General features: G+C 53.5%; 15 protein-coding genes. 9 read left to right on the top strand and 6 right to left on the bottom strand.

Annotated features, from left to right (window positions below; translation table 11 throughout):
- The coding region (locus H7A81_RS09620; RefSeq protein ID WP_182057339.1) for a DUF2169 domain-containing protein at positions 1-1,703 on the bottom strand (1,703 nt) is incomplete at its 3' end.
- A 50-nt stretch (positions 1,704-1,753) separates the two neighbouring features.
- Complete coding sequence (locus H7A81_RS09625; protein WP_182057340.1) at positions 1,754-4,000, bottom strand: type VI secretion system Vgr family protein; 2,247 nt, start codon at positions 3,998-4,000, stop codon at positions 1,754-1,756.
- A 795-nt stretch (positions 4,001-4,795) separates the two neighbouring features.
- Here H7A81_RS09625 and H7A81_RS09630 point away from each other — a divergent pair.
- From H7A81_RS09630 to H7A81_RS09645, 4 genes are all read left to right on the top strand, one after another.
- Complete coding sequence (locus H7A81_RS09630) at positions 4,796-5,944, top strand: efflux RND transporter periplasmic adaptor subunit (protein ID WP_166931144.1); 1,149 nt, start codon at positions 4,796-4,798, stop codon at positions 5,942-5,944.
- Position 5,945: 1 nt separating this feature from the next.
- On the top strand, positions 5,946-9,107 hold the full coding sequence (locus tag H7A81_RS09635) for an efflux RND transporter permease subunit (protein WP_166931141.1): 3,162 nt from the start codon (positions 5,946-5,948) through the stop codon (positions 9,105-9,107).
- A gap of 1 nt (position 9,108) precedes the next feature.
- Positions 9,109-10,533 carry an efflux transporter outer membrane subunit gene (locus tag H7A81_RS09640; protein ID WP_182057341.1) on the top strand — a complete coding sequence of 475 codons (1,425 nt, stop codon included), beginning with the start codon at positions 9,109-9,111 and terminating at the stop codon, positions 10,531-10,533.
- A gap of 133 nt (positions 10,534-10,666) precedes the next feature.
- Entirely contained in the window at positions 10,667-11,251 is a 585-nt protein-coding gene (locus H7A81_RS09645; protein WP_237448745.1) for a TetR/AcrR family transcriptional regulator, read from the top strand.
- A 2-nt stretch (positions 11,252-11,253) separates the two neighbouring features.
- Here H7A81_RS09645 and H7A81_RS09650 read toward each other — a convergent pair whose 3' ends face one another.
- On the bottom strand, positions 11,254-11,817 hold the full coding sequence (locus H7A81_RS09650) for a TetR/AcrR family transcriptional regulator (protein ID WP_182057342.1): 564 nt from the start codon (positions 11,815-11,817) through the stop codon (positions 11,254-11,256).
- 222 nt (positions 11,818-12,039) lie between these two features.
- On the opposite strand from H7A81_RS09650, the gene H7A81_RS09655 reads away from it, so the two are divergent.
- From H7A81_RS09655 to H7A81_RS09670, 4 genes are all read left to right on the top strand, one after another.
- Positions 12,040-12,720 carry a pirin family protein gene (locus tag H7A81_RS09655; RefSeq protein WP_182057343.1) on the top strand — a complete coding sequence of 227 codons (681 nt, stop codon included), beginning with the start codon at positions 12,040-12,042 and terminating at the stop codon, positions 12,718-12,720.
- Between the two features lie 35 nt (positions 12,721-12,755).
- Positions 12,756-12,905, top strand: coding sequence for a hypothetical protein (locus tag H7A81_RS09660; protein WP_182057344.1), 150 nt, complete (start codon positions 12,756-12,758; stop codon positions 12,903-12,905).
- A gap of 215 nt (positions 12,906-13,120) precedes the next feature.
- Entirely contained in the window at positions 13,121-13,717 is a 597-nt protein-coding gene (locus tag H7A81_RS09665; RefSeq protein ID WP_182057345.1) for an NAD(P)H-dependent oxidoreductase, read from the top strand.
- A complete protein-coding gene (locus H7A81_RS09670) occupies positions 13,714-14,292 on the top strand; it encodes a TetR/AcrR family transcriptional regulator (RefSeq protein ID WP_182057346.1) in 579 nt (192 codons plus the stop codon). The genes H7A81_RS09665 and H7A81_RS09670 overlap by 4 nt, the downstream gene beginning before the upstream one ends.
- On the opposite strand, the gene H7A81_RS09675 is transcribed toward H7A81_RS09670, so the two are convergent.
- The 3 genes from H7A81_RS09675 to H7A81_RS09685 form a co-directional block, all read right to left on the bottom strand.
- Entirely contained in the window at positions 14,285-15,301 is a 1,017-nt protein-coding gene (locus tag H7A81_RS09675) for a lipoate--protein ligase A (RefSeq protein WP_182057347.1), read from the bottom strand. The two genes, H7A81_RS09670 and H7A81_RS09675, sit on opposite strands and share 8 nt — an antisense overlap.
- Positions 15,302-15,554: 253 nt before the next feature.
- The gene (gene tkt / locus H7A81_RS09680; RefSeq protein WP_182057348.1) at positions 15,555-17,546 is read right to left on the bottom strand and encodes a transketolase; all 1,992 of its coding nucleotides are present in this window, start codon (positions 17,544-17,546) and stop codon (positions 15,555-15,557) included.
- 29 nt (positions 17,547-17,575) lie between these two features.
- Positions 17,576-18,034, bottom strand: a complete 459-nt coding sequence (locus tag H7A81_RS09685) for an RpiB/LacA/LacB family sugar-phosphate isomerase (RefSeq protein WP_039328632.1) — start codon at positions 18,032-18,034, stop codon at positions 17,576-17,578.
- A 443-nt stretch (positions 18,035-18,477) separates the two neighbouring features.
- Between H7A81_RS09685 and H7A81_RS09690 the strand changes: the two genes are divergently transcribed.
- Complete coding sequence (locus H7A81_RS09690) at positions 18,478-19,812, top strand: MFS transporter (RefSeq protein WP_182057349.1); 1,335 nt, start codon at positions 18,478-18,480, stop codon at positions 19,810-19,812.

Genomic DNA, 19,812 nt, shown 5'->3' on the forward strand with positions numbered 1-19,812 from the left:
AGCAGCGCATGCTGCAGGTTGCAGTGCTTGATCGTTGCCTGTTGCACAAACAGCTGGCGCAGCAGGGCGCGTTCAAAGCGGCAGTGCTCAATCTCAGTCGCTTCCAGCTCGACGCTGGCGAGACTGCTGTCACTGAAATCACTGTGCCTGCATTGCGCCTGCGCCAGATTGGCGCCGTCGAGTAAGCAATGCGTCAGGCTACTGTGATGCAGTTCGCTCCGCACCAGTACCGCGCCGCGCAGATCGGCACCGTCCAGCTGGCAATGGCTAAGGTCGGCGTTTTCCAGCAGGGCATTTTCGAGATCCATGCCGCGCAAATCTAAGCCAGAGAGGTCGGCGCCGGTGAGATCCCAGCCGCGCGCATCTTTATCGCGGGCCATACAGGCCATCAGCGACTGACGCTGTGCCTCTGACTCGCTGAGCGTCAGGCGGATAGCGGATTTTTGCTGCTGTGCGGTGAGGCGATAACTGTCGAGCAAAGCCTGCTCGCTGCGCGCAATATCGCTCGCACGGGGCCCAAGCAGATGGCGGTTGGCATGCAGCTCATCCCGCTGTTGGCGATACTGCGTGGCACCATCGGGCATCGGCAGTGTTGTCGCATCGCTGCGTTGCGACTCCTGCTGATAGCGCGCCATCATCTGCTCATACTGTTGCTCACTTTCAGCTTCCTGACGCGCCAGTTGCGCCGCTATATCCGCTTCCACCTTGAAATCGCTGAGCGCACTCGCCGCTACCGGCTGATCAAACTGCTGGCGCTGCTGCTGTTCATAGCGATTAAGGTTATGCACCAGGGGGCCGGGATCGCGATTGATCGCTGGGGTACTGGTGTTGGCGAGAATCTCCCCATCAATCAAATCGCTTTCGCGGAGCGCATGCAGGGCGGCATCGGCATCGGTGGTGCGCAGCTGCTGGATATGGCGATAGTGCTCATCTCCACGCGGTGCTTCATCCCGCTCCAGCGCCACCATTAGTGACTGCACATCAAACGCATCATCTTCGTTAATGGCGCAACGGCCATGCCAAATCAGTATCAGCTCATTGCAGTGCGGCAGAAAGTGCAGGGTGGTGGCTCGCATCGCTAGTGTTTCAAATATCAACGCATCCTGACGCTGGCGGGTGACAAAGGCACGAGCCTGCCACAGCGGTAATTTTCCCTGTTGCAACGGCTGATCGGGATGCATGTTCTCAATGCACCACGTCGCGCCGCGCGGCAGACTATCGCGTTCCGACCACCACTGATCTGCCGGGGCCTGATTGAATACCCGCCAGTCGGTATCACGCGCAAATCCGGGGTAATCGTGCTGCTGCCACTGGTCATCGTAATTTTTGCCCATTAAGGCCTGACGCATCGGATGATCAATGGAAAGGGCGTGCAACGGTGCCACCTGACCCGAACCCACGGCCAGCTGTTTACGCAACTCAGCCACCTGAATCCCCACTTCACACTCAGGTTGGTCAGCGGCAGCATAGCCATAACCGCTGGCGAGGAATTCTGCGCACTGTTTGGGTATCGCCATATCCAGCACGCCATCGGGCGATTGCAGCACCTCGCTAACGCGCTGCCACAGCGTTTGCTCATCACGCAGTGCAGGCTGGGGTGCCATATCCAGCAGTGCGATCACCGCTACACCGAGATAATCCTGCTGCTGCCAGCGGTAGGGGCGTGAGAGCACGCTCAAGTGGTTTGGTTTAATCATGTTCATTGCTAAACATCCCGGTCAGAAATGAGCAAACGTGGTCATAAGTCATACCCTCAGCCTTCAGCATCGAAATAAACGCTGTCAGCATCGCTGTCGTTATCACCGTTGTTGTTTTCTCGTTCGGCCTGCTCACGCGTCTGCGGATTATTTTTCTGCGTCACCTTCTCTTCGCGCTGTTTTTCCCAGTCGGTTTTCTTCTTGTCGTCGGCTTCTTGTTTGATGGTTTTACGTGCATCGCGCTCATCGGTGAGCTTTTTGATCTTCTCTTGCAGCGTATTGCCGAGGCCTTCGCTCACCGCACCGCTCATGATCGACATCATGTTGGTGCGCAGGGTGTAAAACGGCACCTGCTCGAAGCGCTGCAAGTCGGCTTTGTACTCGACCTGGGTTTTGCTGCGTTTGATGTAGGTGTAATCCATGCTCAAACCCTTCACCGCAAAATCGGTGGTGGTGGCCGCGACGTTGCTCACCGCATTCACCGTTCCGTTGACGCCATTGATAGTCAGGCCGATACCGGTGGTGGTGAAGTTCGCGCCGGTGACTGTGTAGTAGCTGCCACGCGAGGTGTGATAGGTGGTGGGTGCGCTGGTTGAAACCGTGTCATTGCTATGGATGGTGACTTTACCGGGCGCCCAGATTTTCAGTGCGCCGTCACCCTCTTTGGCGGCATAAATTTTGATGGCATTGTTTGCCGAGAGGTTGAGATCTTTTTGCGCATGAATATCCAGCGACTCCTCGCCGGACAAATCTTCGAACGAGATAAAGTTGCCATTGCTGGCATCGCTGTTGCCCACAGAGCGTGTCCAGAAACCGCTTTTCGACCATGACCAGGATGAGGCGGCTTCTGCGGTGATGGTGTCGCTGTCAGCGACATCGCTCTCGCTGCCGATGGTTAACAGGCTTTCGCCTACCGGCTGAGTTTGCAAGTTGTTAAACACCCGGCCAGTGATCACTGGCAGATGTGGATCGCCGTTGATAAAGTCCACCACCACTTCTTCGCCGACGCGCGGAATCTGATAATAACCTTGCTGGCTGCCCGCCCAGCCGCTGGCTACGCGTAACCAGCAGGAGTAAAGATCCTGCTCGTTATCCGGTTTAAACCACAGAAATTTCACCCGCACGCGGCCGTATTCGTCGGTGGCTACCGTACTGTTATCGCCTTTGCTGGCATCGGGAGCGTTAATGACCACGGCGGTTTGCGGCCCGCTGGTACGTGGCCAGCGGGTTGTGCGGGCAGGGCGCCAGTTAACCGTGGCTGGCACCACGCGGAACTGGAAGCAGTGACGTGTGAAGTCTTCGTCGTTACTGGCGTAGCTGTTCTCTACCAGCTGATAGTCCACGGCGGTAATTAAGAATGATTGGCCTTCATCACTGGCACGCGGAGCTTTAGTCAACGCGAAGGTATAACCGGGTGCCAGTCCAAAGGCATCACCCACGCCATCGGACTCCAGTTGGCGCGCCGCAAACTCCTGTTGACGCACCGTGACATAATTTTGCCCATCACCTTGCTGCGGGTAGTGTCCCGGCCATTCACGCTGGGTCGCCGTTTTCTCCGCATGCGACTGGCTGATTTGCCCATTTGCGGAAAGATCAGCATTACTTTCCAGATAATTGTAATCATCGTGCTGATAAAGACTGGGAGAAATGGCGGCAGTGGCTTGCCAGATATTGATGCTTTCATCATTCACATAGCCACCCGCAGCGGCCTGATGATATTCAATGCTGTCGTAGCCGGGAAAAGGTTTATGCACGGAGGGATCATCCACCAGAATCAGCGTTTGTTTATCCATCGCGTGTTCAAAATAAAAATAGATCCCTTCATGTTCCATCAACCGCTGAATGAAATCTAACGAGGTCTCCTGATACTGCACGCAGAATTCCCATTCGCGATAGGTGCCAGTCAGTCGGTCCTCAAAGATAATACCTGCGTCATTCAGGACCATTTCGATGATCTGCTTCACCGTTTGTTTCTGCCAAATACGGAAACCTCGGTTTTGAGTCAGATACCATATTTCAGGTCTGACCTCCGCACGGTAGGTATAATATTCTTCGCGGTGTTTTTCATGTCCGAGAAAAGCCATCCGAGTGACAATACCGCTCAAATAGCGGCTAACGCCAGGGCGTGGATTCAGCGCTAACGTGATCGGTTTACCCAGCAGGTCTGGTAGAGAGATGCTGTTATCTTTGCAAAGAAATTCAATATCATATTGATAAACGCAGGACAGCGCTTCATGGCCCGTCATGCTCTTGAATAACAGTGATTCACCTAAAGGAGAATGCGCAACGACGACACGATCCATAATGACCCTTTCTTTTTATTTCGGCATAGCTACCGCACGGATCGCAAAATCTCTATTTTGCATCCTGAAATAAATTGGCAATAAAAACCCCGAGCGCAGTTAATTCTGCTTAAGCAGAAGCGCCTTGTTATTTGTCGAATTTACAAATCTTTCGATGTTTTTATATTATTTGCTGGACTCTGTGAAGATAAGAAACTTCCTAAACGCTTTGCTAACGAAAACATAACGCATTAATTAAAATTGTCATCTTTAGTACGACAAATAGCGCAGGCCCTATATTTATTGGCTTGCGCGGTGGTCATTGAAAGCTGTATTTTTCATATGACTTTAATTTGAATCGAAAAATAAATTTTTATTATGACGAAATAGACGTTTCGCTTAGGGATTAATGTCAGGGAATATAGCGGCGGGTGATGATATTAATTTGGGAAGATGTCAGCAGTGACTTTACCAGTAGGTTATTTATTGAGAATTGCCTTTCCAAAAGTCATGATGAAATTAGCATAGATGATTTGATCTCCATAAGGCAAATATCATCAGAAAAATATCAATAACACAGTAATTTCCGTTAATATCTGTTGTTGTTTTGTAACATGACAATCTTTCATTCTTTGATTCAATTTTGTTCATGTTTCCAAATGATACCTGAATGGGTTTCCCTCTCTCTATGCTCCCTCTGCACCACCGCACATTAAGCTTAGCGACAATCGCTCTCTTTTCATTTTCCTGACAGTCGATCTCAGGATGATTTGTTAGACTGCACACTGAGAATGAACGTTCACTACAGGGTAATTCATGAAGAATTTTCAGCGCAGTGTGATCGCCGGGCTGGTGATGTTAGTCGCCGCCTGCGATCAAAACAGCAGTCAACAAGCCGCCACTCCGACCACCGAAGTGGGTGTTAAAACCTTGCAAAGCGAGTCAGTGGCGCTGGACAGCCAGCTCGCGGGCCGCGTGACGGGCAGTATGACCTCAGAAGTGCGCCCCCAGGTTGAAGGGATTATTTTGAAGCGCCTGTTTACCGAAGGGGATGAAGTGAAAGCCGGTCAGGTGCTGTATCAAATCGATCCGGCCAGCTATCAGGCCAGTTACGATCAGGCTTTGGCACAATTAAAGAATGCTCAGGCATTGGTGAAAAGCAGCAAACTCAAAGCGGAGCGCTATGCAGCACTGGTGAAAGAGAACGGCGTGTCGCGTCAGGATGCAGATGACGCGTTAGCCACTTACCAACAAAATGTCGCATCCGTGGATCAGTATCGTGCTGCGGTTGAAAGCGCACGCATCAATCTGAATTACACGCAGATCAAAGCCCCAATCAGTGGACGCATTGGCATTTCCTCCGTGACGCCAGGTGCGCTGGTGACTGCCAGCCAGACCACCGCGCTGGCGACCATTCGCGCGCTCGATCCTATTTATGTCGATCTCACCCAATCCAGCGTTCAACTGCTGAAGCTGAAACGTCAGCAGGCTTCCTTGCAGCAGAGCACGGATGCCGTGCCGGTGACGGTGAAACTGGAAGATGGCAGTGCTTATGACCATCCGGGCAAGCTGGAACTGACGGAAGTGTCGGTAGATGAAGCGACGGGCACCGTGACGCTGCGCGCGATTTTCCCTAACCCGCAACATGAGCTGTTGCCGGGCATGTATGTGCGCGCCAATGTGACTAACGGCGTTAAAACCGATGCGATCCTCGCGCCGCAGCAGGGTATTACGCGTGACGCCAAAGGCAATGCCACCGCGCTGGTGGTGGATAAAGAGAATAAAGTCGAGAGCCGTGAAGTAGTGGCCGATCGCGTGATCGGCAATAAGTGGCTGATTACCTCTGGTCTCAACAGCGGCGACAAACTGATTGTTGAAGGTACCGGTAAAGTGCAGGCGGGCATGAGTGTTAAAGCCGTAGAAGTGACGCCAAACGATAAAGCCGCGACCAGCGAGGGCAACTGATATGTTGGCTCAGTTCTTTATTCGTCGGCCGGTGTTTGCCTGGGTTATCGCCATCTGCATTATGATGTTCGGTTTACTCAGTATTAACAGCCTGCCCGTGGCGCAATATCCCGATGTGGCGCCGCCACAGATCAGCATTCAGGCCACCTACACTGGTGCCTCGGCGGAAACGCTGGAGAGCAGTGTCACCCAGGTGATTGAGCAGCAGTTGACCGGGTTGGATGGTTTACTCTATTTCAACTCCACCAGCACCGCATCGACCGGTCAGGTAAAAATCAATGTGACCTTCCAGCAAGGCACTGACCCCGATATCGCTCAGGTTCAGGTACAAAATAAGGTTCAGCAGGCAGAAAGCCGTCTGCCTACCGCCGTGACCACACAGGGTGTCACCGTGGAAAAAGCGCAGAGCGACTTCCTGCTGATCCTTGCGGTGTACGATAAAACCAATAAAAGCAGTTCTTCCGATGTGGCTGACTATATGGTCAGTAATATGGAAGATACGCTGGCGCGTGTCAGCGGCGTCGGGAGCGTGCAGGTATTTGGTGCCGAATACGCGATGCGTATCTGGTTAGATCCGAGCAAGCTCGCCTCCTATTCGCTGATGCCGTCGGATGTCACCACCGCGCTGGAGAGCCAAAATACCCAGGTCTCTTCCGGTCAGTTGGGCGCGCAGCCTGCCAGTAAAGAGCAGCAACTGGTGGCAACGGTGCGTTCGCGTTCACGTCTGCAAACGCCTGAACAGTTCCGTAATATTGTGCTGAAAAGCCAGTCTGACGGTTCCGTGGTGCGCCTGAGTGATGTGGCGCGCGTCGAGATGGGTGATGAGGATTACAGTGCCAACGTGCTGGCGAATGGCCATCCCGCTTCGGGTATCGCGGTTCAGCTGGCGTCGGGTGCCAATGCGCTTTCCACCGCCGAACAGGTGAAATCCACCATCAATGAGTTCCGCAGCAGTATGCCTGCGGGCTATGAGATCGCTTATCCGCTCGACAGTACCGACTTTGTAAAAATCTCGATTGAAGAAGTGGTGAAAACGCTGATCGAAGCGGTGATTCTGGTGGTCATCGTGATGTTCGTGTTCCTGCAGAACATTCGTACCACACTGATCCCGGCGATTGCCGTGCCGGTCGTGTTACTGGGCACCTTTGGTGTGCTGTCGCTGTTTGGTTATTCGATTAACACCTTAACCATGTTCGGTATGGTGCTCGCCATCGGCTTGCTGGTCGATGATGCGATTGTCGTCGTGGAAAACGTTGAGCGTGTGATGCGCGAAGAGGGATTACCACCGCGACAGGCCACCGAAAAATCGATGAAAGAGATCACAGGGGCGCTGGTTGGCATTGCCCTGGTGCTGTCGGCGGTATTCCTGCCGATGACCTTCTTCAGTGGTTCAACCGGTGTGATCTATCGCCAGTTTTCGATCACCATTGTGTCGTCGATGGTGCTGTCGGTGATTGTCGCGCTGACGCTGACGCCGGCACTCTGTGCCACCTTGCTGAAACCACATAACCATGAAAGCGGCACCAAAGGCTTCTTTGGCTGGTTTAACCGTAGCTATGAAAAAGTACAGGGGCGCTATCAAAACGGCGTCGGCCATGTGGTGCACAGTTCAGTACGTTATCTGCTGCTGTACGGCGTATTGTTGATCGGATGTGCGGTGCTGTATCTGCGCCTGCCGACCGGCTTCCTGCCGACCGAAGATCAGGGCTATATCATGGTGCAGTATCAGCTGGCACCGGGTGCCACGGAAAACCGCACCAGTGAAGTCCGTCAGCAGGTTCAGCAGTATTTCGCGACCAAAGAGAAAGATAACGTTAACGTCAGCATGCTGGTGAACGGCTTCAGCTTTGCGGGCAGCGGACAGAACGCCGGTATTGGTTTTATCTCGCTGAAAAACTGGAGTGAGCGTAAAGGCACAGAGAACAGCGCCGATGCGATAGCAGGACGCGCCATGGCTGCGCTGTCCAGTATTCGTGATGCACAGATTTTCGTGTTGTCACCGCCTTCAGTCTCGGGACTGGGTCAGTCCAACGGCTTTACCTTTGAACTGCAAGCGCGCGGCGCAACCGATCGTGACCAACTACTGAAGATGCGTAACCAGCTGATCGCTGAAGCCAATCAGGATCCGGTGTTGAGCGCGGTGCGTGCTAACTCGTTACCCGATTTGCCTCAGCTGGATGTGAGTATTGATGATGCCAAAGCGCAGTCACTGGGCCTGACCATCAGTGACATCAACACCACCTTGAGTGCAGCGATTGGCGGCAGTTACGTCAACGACTTCACCGACCGCGGTCGCGTGAAGAAGGTTTACATGCAGGGCGATCAGCAATTCCGCAGTAAGCCTGAAGATATCGATCAATGGTACGTGCGCGGAACGGATAGCAGCAGCAACACCACCATGGTGCCGTTCTCGTCGTTCGCCTCCTCAAAATGGGCTTACGGTCCAGATGTGCTGTCACGTTATAACGGCCTGGCTTCCTATGAGATTGAAGGATCGTCTGCTTCGGGTAAAAGCTCAGGCGACGCCATTACCGCTATGGAAAAACTGGCGGCCAAACTACCAACCGGCACCACCTATGCGTGGAGCGGCCTCTCGTATCAGGAAAAACTCTCCGGCAACCAGGCGATGTCGTTGTATGGCATCTCCCTGATTGTGGTGTTCCTGTGTCTCGCCGCGCTGTATGAGAGCTGGTCAGTGCCGTTCTCGGTGATGATGGTGGTGCCGTTGGGCGTCATCGGTTCCTTGCTGGCCATTACGCTACGCGGTCTGGAAAACGACGTCTATTTCCAGGTCGCGCTATTGACCATCATTGGTCTCTCGGCCAAGAACGCGATTTTGATCGTGGAATTCGCTGAGGAGAACTATCGCAAGGGTGAGAACCTGGTGAAAGCCGCGGTGCATGCCGCCACCATGCGTTTGCGTCCGATCATCATGACTTCGCTGGCGTTTACCGCTGGGGTACTGCCATTGGCGATTTCCACCGGTGCGGGGGCGAACAGCCGTATCGCTATCGGCACCGGCATTATCGGCGGCACCCTGACCGCGACCTTGCTGGCCATCTTCTTTGTACCGCTGTTCTTTGTTCTGGTCCGTCGCGTTTTCCCGGCGATTCCGCATGACGATGCACAGTCAACCGAATCTGCTGTGAAGGCGGAGGAGTAATATGTCTGCAAAACTTTTAATGGTGTTTTTGCCGTGTTTCCTTGCGGGTTGCGTATCTCTCGATCCGCATTACGATCGGCCAAAGGATGCGGTGAATACCAACGCGCCCACCGGCGATGCCTATCGGACGTTACAAGGCACACCGGCTAACTATCGTGATATCAGCTGGCAGGATTATGTGCTGGATGCGAAGCTGCGCCAGGTGGTGACGATGGCGCTGGACAGCAGCCGCGATCTGCGTGAAGCGGTCGCCAGTGTGAAATCGGCTCATGCTCAGTATGGTGAGCAGCGTGCCGATTTGTTCCCCAGCCTGAGCGCTGGCGTGAGCGGCACACGTTCACGCGCGCTAACCGGGGAGGGAAATCAAACTGCGCTCAGCAATACCTATTCAGCCGAGGGCAGCGTCAGCTCGTTTGAATTGGATCTGTTTGGCAAGAACCAGAGTCTGTCGCGCCAGCAGTATGAAACTTATCTCGGCACGCTGGAGGGCGCCCGCAGTACGCGCCTGACGGTGCTGTATAACACCGTGGATTACTGGCTGCAGCTGGCCGCCGATCGCAGCAATCTGGCGATCGCTAAAGAGACGGCAGAGAGTGCGCGTCAGTCACTGGAAGTGACGCGCAAGCGTCTGCAGAACGGTGTGGATTCGATGGTGGATGTCGCGTCAGCAGAGACCACTTATCAATCTGCTCAGGCGGATGTGGCCAGTTACACCACCAGCGTGGCGCAGGATAAAAACGCGCTGGATCTGGTGGTAGGCAAAAGCGTGCCAGATAATTTGTTGCCTGAAAGCATTGAGTCCATTGGCGATGCATTGAAAGCCGTACCTGCTGGCGTGTCATCGGATGCACTGAATAATCGCCCGGACGTGTTGCAGGCAGAGCACAACTTAAAAGCCGCTAATGCCAATATCGGGGCGGCACGCGCTAACTTCTTCCCAAGCATCTCCCTCACCGCCAGCGGTGGGGTGGGCAGTTCAGATTTGTCTTCGCTGTTCAAGAACGGTGCGGGAATCTGGTCGTTTGCCCCAAGTATCTCGCTGCCGATTTTCAAAGGCGGCTACAACGTTTCCTACCTCAACTACACCAAAGCACAGAAAGAGTATTACGTGGCGGTGTATGAGAAGGCGGTCCAAACGGCGTTTTCAGAAGTGGCCGATGCGTTGGCGCGACGCGGCACCATCAACGATCAGCTGACCAGTCAGCGTAATAATGTTGCTGCTTCGCAAACCTATTACCACCTGGCGGATCTGCGCTATCAAAATGGTGTGGATACCTATCTGAATGCGTTAACTGCACAGCGCACGCTGTATACAGCACGCACCAGCCTGGTGAGCGTTGAGCAGGCTTACTACCAGAACCTCAATACTTTCTACAAAGTGATGGGGGGTGGTACAGCGTTGAAAGAATCTGAACTGAAACTGTGATGATCGCCCCGGGTCGATGCGTTAGCGACCTGGGGAAAAATGTAACCGGATTTATAGCCAGCATATCGGCTATAAATCCCTTCGCGTATGATAGGAAAAAACAATAATTACGCGCCGGCCCCTTTTAGGAGTTATGTTGAGCAAATCAGAGAATGACGCCTTCGTGCGACAGCGACAGCAAATAATTATTGCCGCTGCAAAAATATGTTTTAGTCGCTCCGGTTTTCACGGGGCGAGCATGGCTGATATAAGCCGGGAATCAGGTTTGGGTGCAGGGCAGATATATCGTTATTTTGAGAGCAAAGAATTCATCGTCAGTGAAACGATTAAAAGTATAGCCACGAGTTGGCGTGTTTTTTTACAAGATAATCTGCCGAAGCAAAGCAGCACCCGCGATATTATTGATGCGGAATCGCCATTTTGGCAGGACTGGCCCTATCAGGACCGCTGCTTATTACTGGAGATGTATTCGGAAGCGTCGCGTAATCAATCTGTGCGGGAAGTTTTGGCTCAAGAAGAACAGCTATTGATTGCTGATTTGGAAAAAGCATTTAGCCGCCAGTATGCTCAAGTGAGTCCACAGCAGCGTAATGAGCGTATCCAATTTTTGTTAATGCTGGTAGACGGTGTTGCCTGCCGCGCATTTGGTGATAAGAACCTGGATCATCACGAACAGGGCAGGATCAATGGCATTCTCACACATCATTTGTTTGGCTGATTTCAGGCCATATCATGCTGATTGATGTCACGCGTGATGGCATCAAAAAAGGGCATAAATCCGTCGGGCACGTCACGTTGTTTCATGCAACGGCGAATGATCATCCCATCAATCACCAGAGAGATGATATGCAGTCGGGTGTTGATGACGTCGGCTTTCAGCGCCGGATTGAGCGCCTGCTCCTGAGCAATAAAGTTGTTTTTTAATACCAACCACGCATCATTCATTATCTGACGAATACGCTCGTTACGTGTGGCTTCAGATGAGACTTCCATCAACAAGACAATACTGTGCTCAACTTCGGGCGGCACAATGTCCTGCACCGAATGCGTGACGCCTCCCGCATGGGCAATTCGTTCAAAATCAGCGTTTAATAATGCGATCATGCGTTGCACCACATTGGTCACCAGCGCTTCGATAATGGCATCTTTGTTTTTATAATATTTATAAATTAAACCAATGCTAACATCTGCCTGGCTGGCAATATTCTGGATAGACGTTTGATGAAACCCTTTTAGGCGCATGCACTGTTCAGCTGCATCAAGAATCTGTTCGCTGCGATTCATGTTATTTACTCATCACGGAAAAGCGTATTTTACGCAAAAACAAGCAGCCTGACTAATCCTGAATGCTAAATAGTCGCGTTCTTTAGATTGTTTCTTTTTCTTATTATTGCTGTTAGTTATCAATATTCAAAAATTTTGACTTAAGTGAGCAAATTGCACACCTATTCAGGGATTTTCTTGTCGCTATCATGATGAGCATAGCCACATTTTGAGGAGCAAATTATGAACGTAATGCGTGCCCAGCGTGACCAACTGTTTGAATACGGTCCCTTTACCATTCGCCGGCAACGGCCTGGCGAGGCTTTTGGCCCGCTGACGATTATTGATCAGATGTCGTTGAAAATGGATGCGCGTATACCGATGCACAGCCGTCAGGACGAAGAGATTTTCAGCTACGTCTGGCGTGGTTCGGCGCAGCACCTTGCTGAAAATGGCGACAAAACCGCGCTGAATGCCAAACGCGCCATGGTGGTGAGTGCAGGAAGTGGCGTGCGTTATGAAGAGTCTGCGCCTTTTGTCGAAACCGAGATGTTGCAGGCTTATATCCGTCCGGCCAAAAGCGGCGGTGCACCACGCACCCTGGATTTTACTCGCGCTGATGGGGTGCCGCTCAACGCCTGGACATTGCTGGCGGGACCCGAAACTAGCGACGCACCGCTGCCGTTGGGTCAGGAGGTGTTTATTTATGATCTGAAAGTGGAGCGGGGCGCACAGGTTGAGGTGCCACACCTTGACGGTTACTCAACATGGCTGACCTTGCTGGATGGCATTGTGACTGTTGGCGAGGAGCGGCTGTTGCAGGGGGATTCTATCAGTGGGCAGGGCGCATTGCCTGTCGTGCGAGGCGAGCGTGAAGCGACTGTGATTGCTTTTTTGGTGAGTGACGGTGTCACGTTTGTGTGAGTGTTGGCTGCCATTGATCTTGAGAGAGCTTGTGAATGCGAGGTCCATTTGGGCTTTTTGGTGCGGGCCGTAGCACCTCTGCTGCTGCCGGGCAGTCCTCGCGCCGCTGGCGCGGTGCCCTCGGCTTCCACGTCGTGCCGACGGAACGTTCGGGGATCGACCATCCCTGGTCGGCCCCGAACTGATCCACGCATCCCTGCGTGGATCTCCTGGCCCAACGTAAAAGCCTCAGCGCTGCGGATAGCCCTTGCAGCATCAGAGGCGCTACCGCCATTCATATGGTGCCCGTTTAGACGAAACCCACAGTGGCTCCAGTGAACTCACACAGCAAACGAACAATTGACAACCTACCACCAGTAAGTTACCAATGGTAGGTCAATCATTGTCGGAGGTTAACCCCATGCACACGCTTATCGTTACGGCCCATCCGGATCACCATTCACACACCCATGCTGTGGTTGAACAGCTGGTTAAAGGCATTTCAGCGAGCAGCCAACACAGTGTTGAAATCGCCGATTTAGCGGCTGAGCAATTTGATCCACGCTTCAATCAGGCGGATGTCGATCAGTTCAAATCGGGAACCGTTTCGCCTCAGGATGTATTGGCCGAACAGCAGCGTCTGAATCGTGCCGATGCGCTGGTATTGGTGTATCCGATTTACTGGTGGTCTTTCCCGGCACAGTTAAAAGGGTGGATTGACCGCGTGTTTACTCAGGGCTGGGCGTATGACGACACCGGCGAAAAGGTCATCAAAAAGTTGGGTCATCTGCAGGTGCATCTGCTGGCACTGGGCGCGGCGAATACGCGCACTTATCTGCGACGTGGCTATTTCAGCAGCATGCGAACTCAGATTGATGAGGGAATATTTGGTTATTGCGGCGCGCCGGTAGTCACCAGCGAACTGTTGTTGCCGTCCGATGAGGGTTATCCTGATGCGCATTACGCGCTTGCCCGGCAACTGGGGCAGCGACTTTTCACTTTGAAGGAACCTGCATGAACTCACCCACGCGCCAGCGTATGACCTTTGACGCCCGCCGCGAGCAGCTGATTAACACAGCGTGGAATCTGGTGCGAGAGCAGGGCAGCGATGCCCTTACACTTGGGCGAGTGGCCATTGAAGCGGGTGTCAGCAAGCCTGTGGTGTATGAGCATTTTGGCACCCGCCACGGTTTACTGGCTGCGCTGTATGAGGACTTTGATGTGCGGCAAAACGCTGTTATTGACGCGGCGATGGCAAAAGCGGGAGGCGATCTGGCAGAACGCGCCAGCACGGTGGCGGCTTGCTACGTAAACTGCGTACTGACACAGGGGCGCGAAATTCCCGATGTGCTGTCAGCACTCAATAGCTCGCCTGAACTGGCTGAAGTAAAGCGCAAATACCAACTCGATTTCATGGCGAAGTTACGTCTGTGGTTTGCTGAGGCGAAGCTGCCGCAGTCCAGCCTGTGGGGTTTACTGGGCGCGGCAGACGCCCTCTCAAACGCTGTGGTGTGTGGCGATATCCGGCAGCTGGATGGCGTAAAGGAACTGCAGGGACTGATTGAGGCGCTGGTGCAGCGCCACCTTATCTGATGCTGTTCACCAGCCAGTTTTTTAGTTCGGTGAGTTCCTTCTGCTGTTCCGGAAACGCCGCAATCAGTTTCTGCATTTCAGCCTGCAGTGACTCCGGTCGATACGCCACACCTTGCAGCTGCATCGCCAGCGTTTCTAGCGGTGCGGGATTGAGGCTATCGGTGAAAATTTGACTGCGGGTAATGGTGCCACGCTCAACGTCAAAGTGAATCTCAACGCCACCCCAGACAAAACGTTCCTGCAGCAGATGTGAGAAATCAGGCGCCTGACCAAAATTCCACTCCCAGCTGCTCTGGCGGGCGAACTGCGCCTTAAAGCCGGGAAGGTCAGGCAGGGCTTCCGGTGAAATAAACTCGGGCTCGCAGGTTTCATGGTAATGCGCGAAGTAAGCCGCAATCACCTCACGACGGATGTCTGCAAAACGGATATCAGGAATAAAATCCGCGATGTTCGCCACGCGTGAACGCACCGAGGTGATCCCTTTAGCCTGCAGCGTTTTGATGTCCGGGTTGAGGTAATCGGCAAGACGTGAGAGATCGGCGCTCATCAGGAAAGTGCCGTGGTGAAAACCGCGATCGGGCGTTTCACGATAGGCGGAACCGGAAATCTTACGCATATCGCCATTCACATTGACCACGATGTCATTGCGACCGGAGGCTTCGGCGCGCATACCCAGCTTCTCAAGCGCCTGCAAAATAATCGCCGTCGAGACAGTTTTATCGTATTCCGGTTTACCAGCCATAAAGGTGAAACAAGCGTTGCCCAAATCATGAAACACCGCACCGCCGCCGCTGCTGCGTCGCGCCAGTTTAATGCCATCTTCCGCCATCCGACGCGTGTTGCACTCTTTCCACGGGTTTTGCGCGCGGCCAATCACCACCGTTTCAGCGTTCTGCCATAAGAACAATACGCGCTGCGTGGTGGGCATCTGACGGAATATGCACTCTTCCACCGCGAGGTTAAACCAGGGATCGTGTGAATCAGAGATCAGCAAACGTAAGGTGGACATGTTTCCTCCAGTTCCGTGAGAAAAGGGCAAGCGGAGGACAGAATACGCTGATTCGGATGCAAAGATAAGCGGAGTGATTTTCGTGTTGAGTCAGGTACGCATCCTGCAACCAGAGGACGCCATTGATGATGTCACGCCGAGCGAAAAATCGATGCTGTGTTGAAATGGCTGAAAAAGGGCGGCATTCCTGCCGCCCCTGGGTGCATCTCACATCTTATGTAGCCAGGCGCACGCCATTTCTGGCGTTGACCATTTACAGAATCGATTTCGCCGTTTGAACCACGTTTTCCACGGTGAAACCAAACTCTTTGAACAGCAGCTCCGCTGGCGCGGATTCGCCGAAAGTGGTCATGCCGACAATCGCGCCGTGCAAACCGGTGTACTTGAACCAGTAATCGGCGATACCGGCTTCGATCGCCACACGCGCGGCCACCGCTTTAGGGAGCACAGATTCACGGTAAGCCGCGTCCTGCTTGTCGAAGGCGTCGGTTGAAGGCATCGAAACTACGCGCACCTTACGGCCCTCGCCCGTCAATTGCTCATACGCAGCAACCGCCAGCTCAACTTCTGAACCGGTGGCGATGAGGATCAGCTCTGGAACCCCTTCACTGTCTTTCAACACATAACCGCCGCGCACCACGTTAGCCAACTGTTCAGCAGTACGATCTTGCTGCGCCAGATTTTGACGCGAGAAGATTAAGGCAGTAGGGCCGTTGACGCGCTCAATCGCATATTTCCATGCCACCGCAGACTCAACCTGATCACACGGACGCCATAAGCTCATGTTTGGCGTCACGCGCAAACTGGCCATCTGCTCAACCGGCTGGTGGGTGGGGCCATCTTCGCCTAAGCCGATGGAGTCATGGGTGTAGACCATGATCTGACGCACTTTCATCAACGCCGCCATACGTGCCGCATTGCGCGCGTACTCGACAAACATCAGGAAGGTGGCGGTGTAAGGCAGGAAACCACCGTGCAGCGCGATACCGTTGGCGATCGCGGTCATACCGAATTCACGCACGCCGTAATGAATGTAATTCCCCGCGGGATCTTCATTGATCGGCTTAGAACCCGACCACATCGTCAGGTTGCTGGGTGCCAGGTCAGCAGAACCCCCAAGGTATTCCGGCAGAATCTTGCCGAAGGCTTCAATCGCATTTTGCGACGCTTTACGGCTGGCAATTTTCGCCGGATTGGCCTGCAGCTGCTCGATAAACTGTTGCGACTCAGTTTCCCAGTTATCCGGCAACGCATCTTTGATACGACGGTTAAACTCCGCCGCCAGTTCCGGGTAAGCCTCGGCATAAGCCGCGACTTTTGCCTCCCACGCGGACTCTTTCGCCTGGCCGGCTTCTTTCGCATCCCACTGCGCATAAAGTTCTGAAGGGACTTCGAACGGCGCGTGGTGCCAGCCCAGCTGTTGACGAGTCTGTGCAATTTCGTCGTCGCCCAGTGGTGCGCCATGCACATCATGGGTACCGGCTTTGTTCGGTGAGCCAAAACCAATCACGGTTTTGCACATCAGCAGAGAAGGCTTGTCCGAAACCGCTTTGGCTGCTTCAACCGCTTTCTTAATCGCGTCGCCGTCATGACCGTCTACGTCACGCACCACGTGCCAGCCGTACGCTTCGAAACGGGCGGCGGTATCGTCGGTGAACCAGCCATCAACGTGACCATCAATAGAGATGCCGTTGTCATCATAGAAGGCCACCAGTTTCCCCAGCTTCAGCGTCCCGGCGATGGAGCAGACTTCGTGCGAAATGCCCTCCATCATGCAGCCATCGCCCATAAACACATAGGTATGGTGATCAACGATGTCGTGGCCAGGGCGGTTAAACTGCGCCGCCAGCGTACGTTCGGCAATCGCGAAGCCGACGGCATTGGCGATCCCCTGACCTAGCGGGCCAGTGGTGGTTTCAACGCCTGGCGTATAACCGTATTCCGGATGACCGGGTGTTTTTGAATGCAGTTGACGGAAATTCTTCAGTTCGCTGAGTGGCAGATCATAACCGCTCAAGTGCAGCAGGCTGTAAATCAGCATCGAACCGTGGCCATTCGACAATACGAAGCGGTCACGGTTGGCCCATTTGGGGTTGGTAGGGTTGTGCTGCAAAAAGTCGAGCCATAAAACTTCCGCAATATCCGCCATGCCCATCGGGGCACCCGGATGACCTGATTTGGCTTGTTGCACGCCATCTATGCTTAATGCACGGATGGCGTTGGCTCTTTCCCGGCGTGTTGACATAAGGTTCTCCAGAGGTAAGAAGTCGGTGATTATTTAGTATGTGAAACTTGTTCGTAGTAACCGATCTTCTCGACTTTGGCGGTGGAGCCACCACCTTCAAACTCTGAGGCCAGCCAGGCATTGACGATGTTCTTCGCCAGTTCTGGACCGATAACGCGTGCGCCCATGGTCATGATCTGAGCATTGTTGCTTTTACGGGCACGCTCAGCAGAGAAGGTGTCATGGCACTGTGCCGCACGCACGCCTTCCACTTTGTTGGCCACGATTGCCACGCCGATACCGGTGCCGCACAGCAAGATGCCGCGTTCAAATTCGTTCTTCTGGATAGCGGTTGCCAGTGCAAAAGCGACATCCGGGTACATCGGGCGGTCGTTTTGCGCGTCATTGGTGTAGTCCGTCACCTGGAAGTCTTTCTCTTCAAGCAGTTTTTTAATGATGTTTTTCAATTCGATAGCCGCATCATCGGCGCCAATTGCGATAGTTTTCATCGTCATTCTCCAGCAGGGTTTAGTTCTGACGCCTGAACGTTTGTTATGCAGGCGAGAAGATGTTCATCGATAGCTTGCCACAAATCCAATCATATGTTCAATGGTTGTTCATATGTCCTGCGTGCTGATTTTGCGATGCAAAGCGCAAAGGGTGCTGATACCGCGCGGATTGCGCCGCATTTCTGCGTATTTTTCCGATTCAGGGCCAAAATCAAATCTCATGAGCAGGCTCACATTTTCAATCATTGCAGTTGAGAGATGTACATTTATACGTGTAGTGTTCATTTGTTCGCATAACGATACCAATGTACAAGAAGACCCCTTGAGGACTCGAACATGTGTCATTTACACCGTACCTCTCAGTACACCTGCAGCCAGCGCTCATTTCGCGTCTGGTCAACACCAAACAAGAGTTCTAACCACGCACGTCACGGAGGTGCGTTATGAGTCAGCAAAACATGACGGCGGTTGAGAAATCCGCTATCAGCAAAATCTCCTGGCGTCTGGTGCCTTTCGTGGCACTGATGTTCTTTATTAACTTCCTTGACCGCACCGCAATTTCTTTTGCTGGCCCAAATGGCATGACGCAGGACCTCGGTCTGACAGGCGTGCAGTTTGGTCTGGCATCCGGCATCTTCTTTATCGGTTATATCCTGCTGGAAGTGCCGAGCAACCTGGCGTTGCATAAGTTCGGCGCACGTCGCTGGCTGGCACGCATCATGATCAGCTGGGGTATCGTCTCGCTGCTGTTCACCTGGGTGAGCAGTGTCGAAGGCCTGTATACGCTGCGCCTGCTGCTGGGTATTGCTGAAGCGGGCTTCTTCCCGGGTGCGATTCTTTATCTGAGCATGTGGGTACCGGGACGTCATCGCAGCAAAATCCTGTCCTTGTTCTATCTGGCACAGCCGCTGACCGTCGTATTCGGTGCGCCCCTGGCGGCAGGTTTGATTGAGCAACACGGTCTGTTCGGTCTGGATGGCTGGCGCGTGATGTTCCTGGGTGTTTCCATCCCAGCGATTCTTATCGGTATTGTGGCGCTGTTCTGGCTGGTGGATTCACCGCGTCAGGCGAAATGGTTAACCGCAGATGAGAAGACCTGGCTGACCAACGAGCTGGAAGCGGAGCATCAACAGAAGCAGGGCCATAAGAAACATAGCCTGCGCTCCGTCATGGGCAACGGCCGTGTGTGGACGCTGTGCCTGATCTACTTCGGCTTTATCTATGGCCTGTATGCGCTGGCCTTCTTCCTGCCAACCATTATCGGCGGCTTCCAGCAGCAGTTCGGCACTACCTTTAACGTGATGCAGAAGGGATTGATCACCGGCGTGCCATACCTGATTGCGGCTGTGGTGATGTACTTCTGGTCAAAAGATGCCACCCGTCGTGGTTGCAAAACCTGGCACATCGCGATTCCAGCGCTGGCCGGTGGTATCAGCGTGCCACTGGCGCTGTATATGGATTCACCGTTCACCACCATCATAGTGATCGCGATTACTGCCAGTTCCATCTTTGCTGCCTTGCCTAACTTCTGGACGCTGCCAACGCAGTTCCTGACCGGCGCGTCAGCCGCAGCGGCTATCGCACTTATCAACACCTTAGGAAACGTGGCGGGCTTCTCCGCGGGCTACATCACTGGCGCACTGCACGACGCCACCAACAGCTATGTGTTACCGATGTTCGTGGTCGGTGGCTTCATGCTGCTGTCAGCCGTCCTTATGCTGTTATTGAATCGCCAGCGCCCGCAGTCTCAGCCGACCTCTATCGCACAGGAGCACTAA

The sequence above is a fragment of the Pantoea sp. ME81 genome (assembly GCF_903970985.1).
GTDB classification, from domain to species: Bacteria; Pseudomonadota; Gammaproteobacteria; order Enterobacterales; family Enterobacteriaceae; genus Pantoea; species Pantoea communis.

What these genes read in the sequence shown, in the direction of transcription:
- H7A81_RS09625 (WP_182057340.1), bottom strand. Translation starts at nt 4,000, where the DNA reads ATGGATCGTGTCGTCGTTGCGCATTCTCCTTTAGGTGAATCACTGTTA.
- H7A81_RS09630 (WP_166931144.1), top strand. Translation starts at nt 4,796, where the DNA reads ATGAAGAATTTTCAGCGCAGTGTGATCGCCGGGCTGGTGATGTTAGTC.
- H7A81_RS09635 (WP_166931141.1), top strand. Translation starts at nt 5,946, where the DNA reads ATGTTGGCTCAGTTCTTTATTCGTCGGCCGGTGTTTGCCTGGGTTATC.
- H7A81_RS09640 (WP_182057341.1), top strand. Translation starts at nt 9,109, where the DNA reads ATGTCTGCAAAACTTTTAATGGTGTTTTTGCCGTGTTTCCTTGCGGGT.
- H7A81_RS09645 (WP_237448745.1), top strand. Translation starts at nt 10,667, where the DNA reads ATGTTGAGCAAATCAGAGAATGACGCCTTCGTGCGACAGCGACAGCAA.
- H7A81_RS09650 (WP_182057342.1), bottom strand. Translation starts at nt 11,817, where the DNA reads ATGAATCGCAGCGAACAGATTCTTGATGCAGCTGAACAGTGCATGCGC.
- H7A81_RS09655 (WP_182057343.1), top strand. Translation starts at nt 12,040, where the DNA reads ATGAACGTAATGCGTGCCCAGCGTGACCAACTGTTTGAATACGGTCCC.
- H7A81_RS09660 (WP_182057344.1), top strand. Translation starts at nt 12,756, where the DNA reads ATGCGAGGTCCATTTGGGCTTTTTGGTGCGGGCCGTAGCACCTCTGCT.
- H7A81_RS09665 (WP_182057345.1), top strand. Translation starts at nt 13,121, where the DNA reads ATGCACACGCTTATCGTTACGGCCCATCCGGATCACCATTCACACACC.
- H7A81_RS09670 (WP_182057346.1), top strand. Translation starts at nt 13,714, where the DNA reads ATGAACTCACCCACGCGCCAGCGTATGACCTTTGACGCCCGCCGCGAG.
- H7A81_RS09675 (WP_182057347.1), bottom strand. Translation starts at nt 15,301, where the DNA reads ATGTCCACCTTACGTTTGCTGATCTCTGATTCACACGATCCCTGGTTT.
- tkt (WP_182057348.1), bottom strand. Translation starts at nt 17,546, where the DNA reads ATGTCAACACGCCGGGAAAGAGCCAACGCCATCCGTGCATTAAGCATA.
- H7A81_RS09685 (WP_039328632.1), bottom strand. Translation starts at nt 18,034, where the DNA reads ATGAAAACTATCGCAATTGGCGCCGATGATGCGGCTATCGAATTGAAA.
- H7A81_RS09690 (WP_182057349.1), top strand. Translation starts at nt 18,478, where the DNA reads ATGAGTCAGCAAAACATGACGGCGGTTGAGAAATCCGCTATCAGCAAA.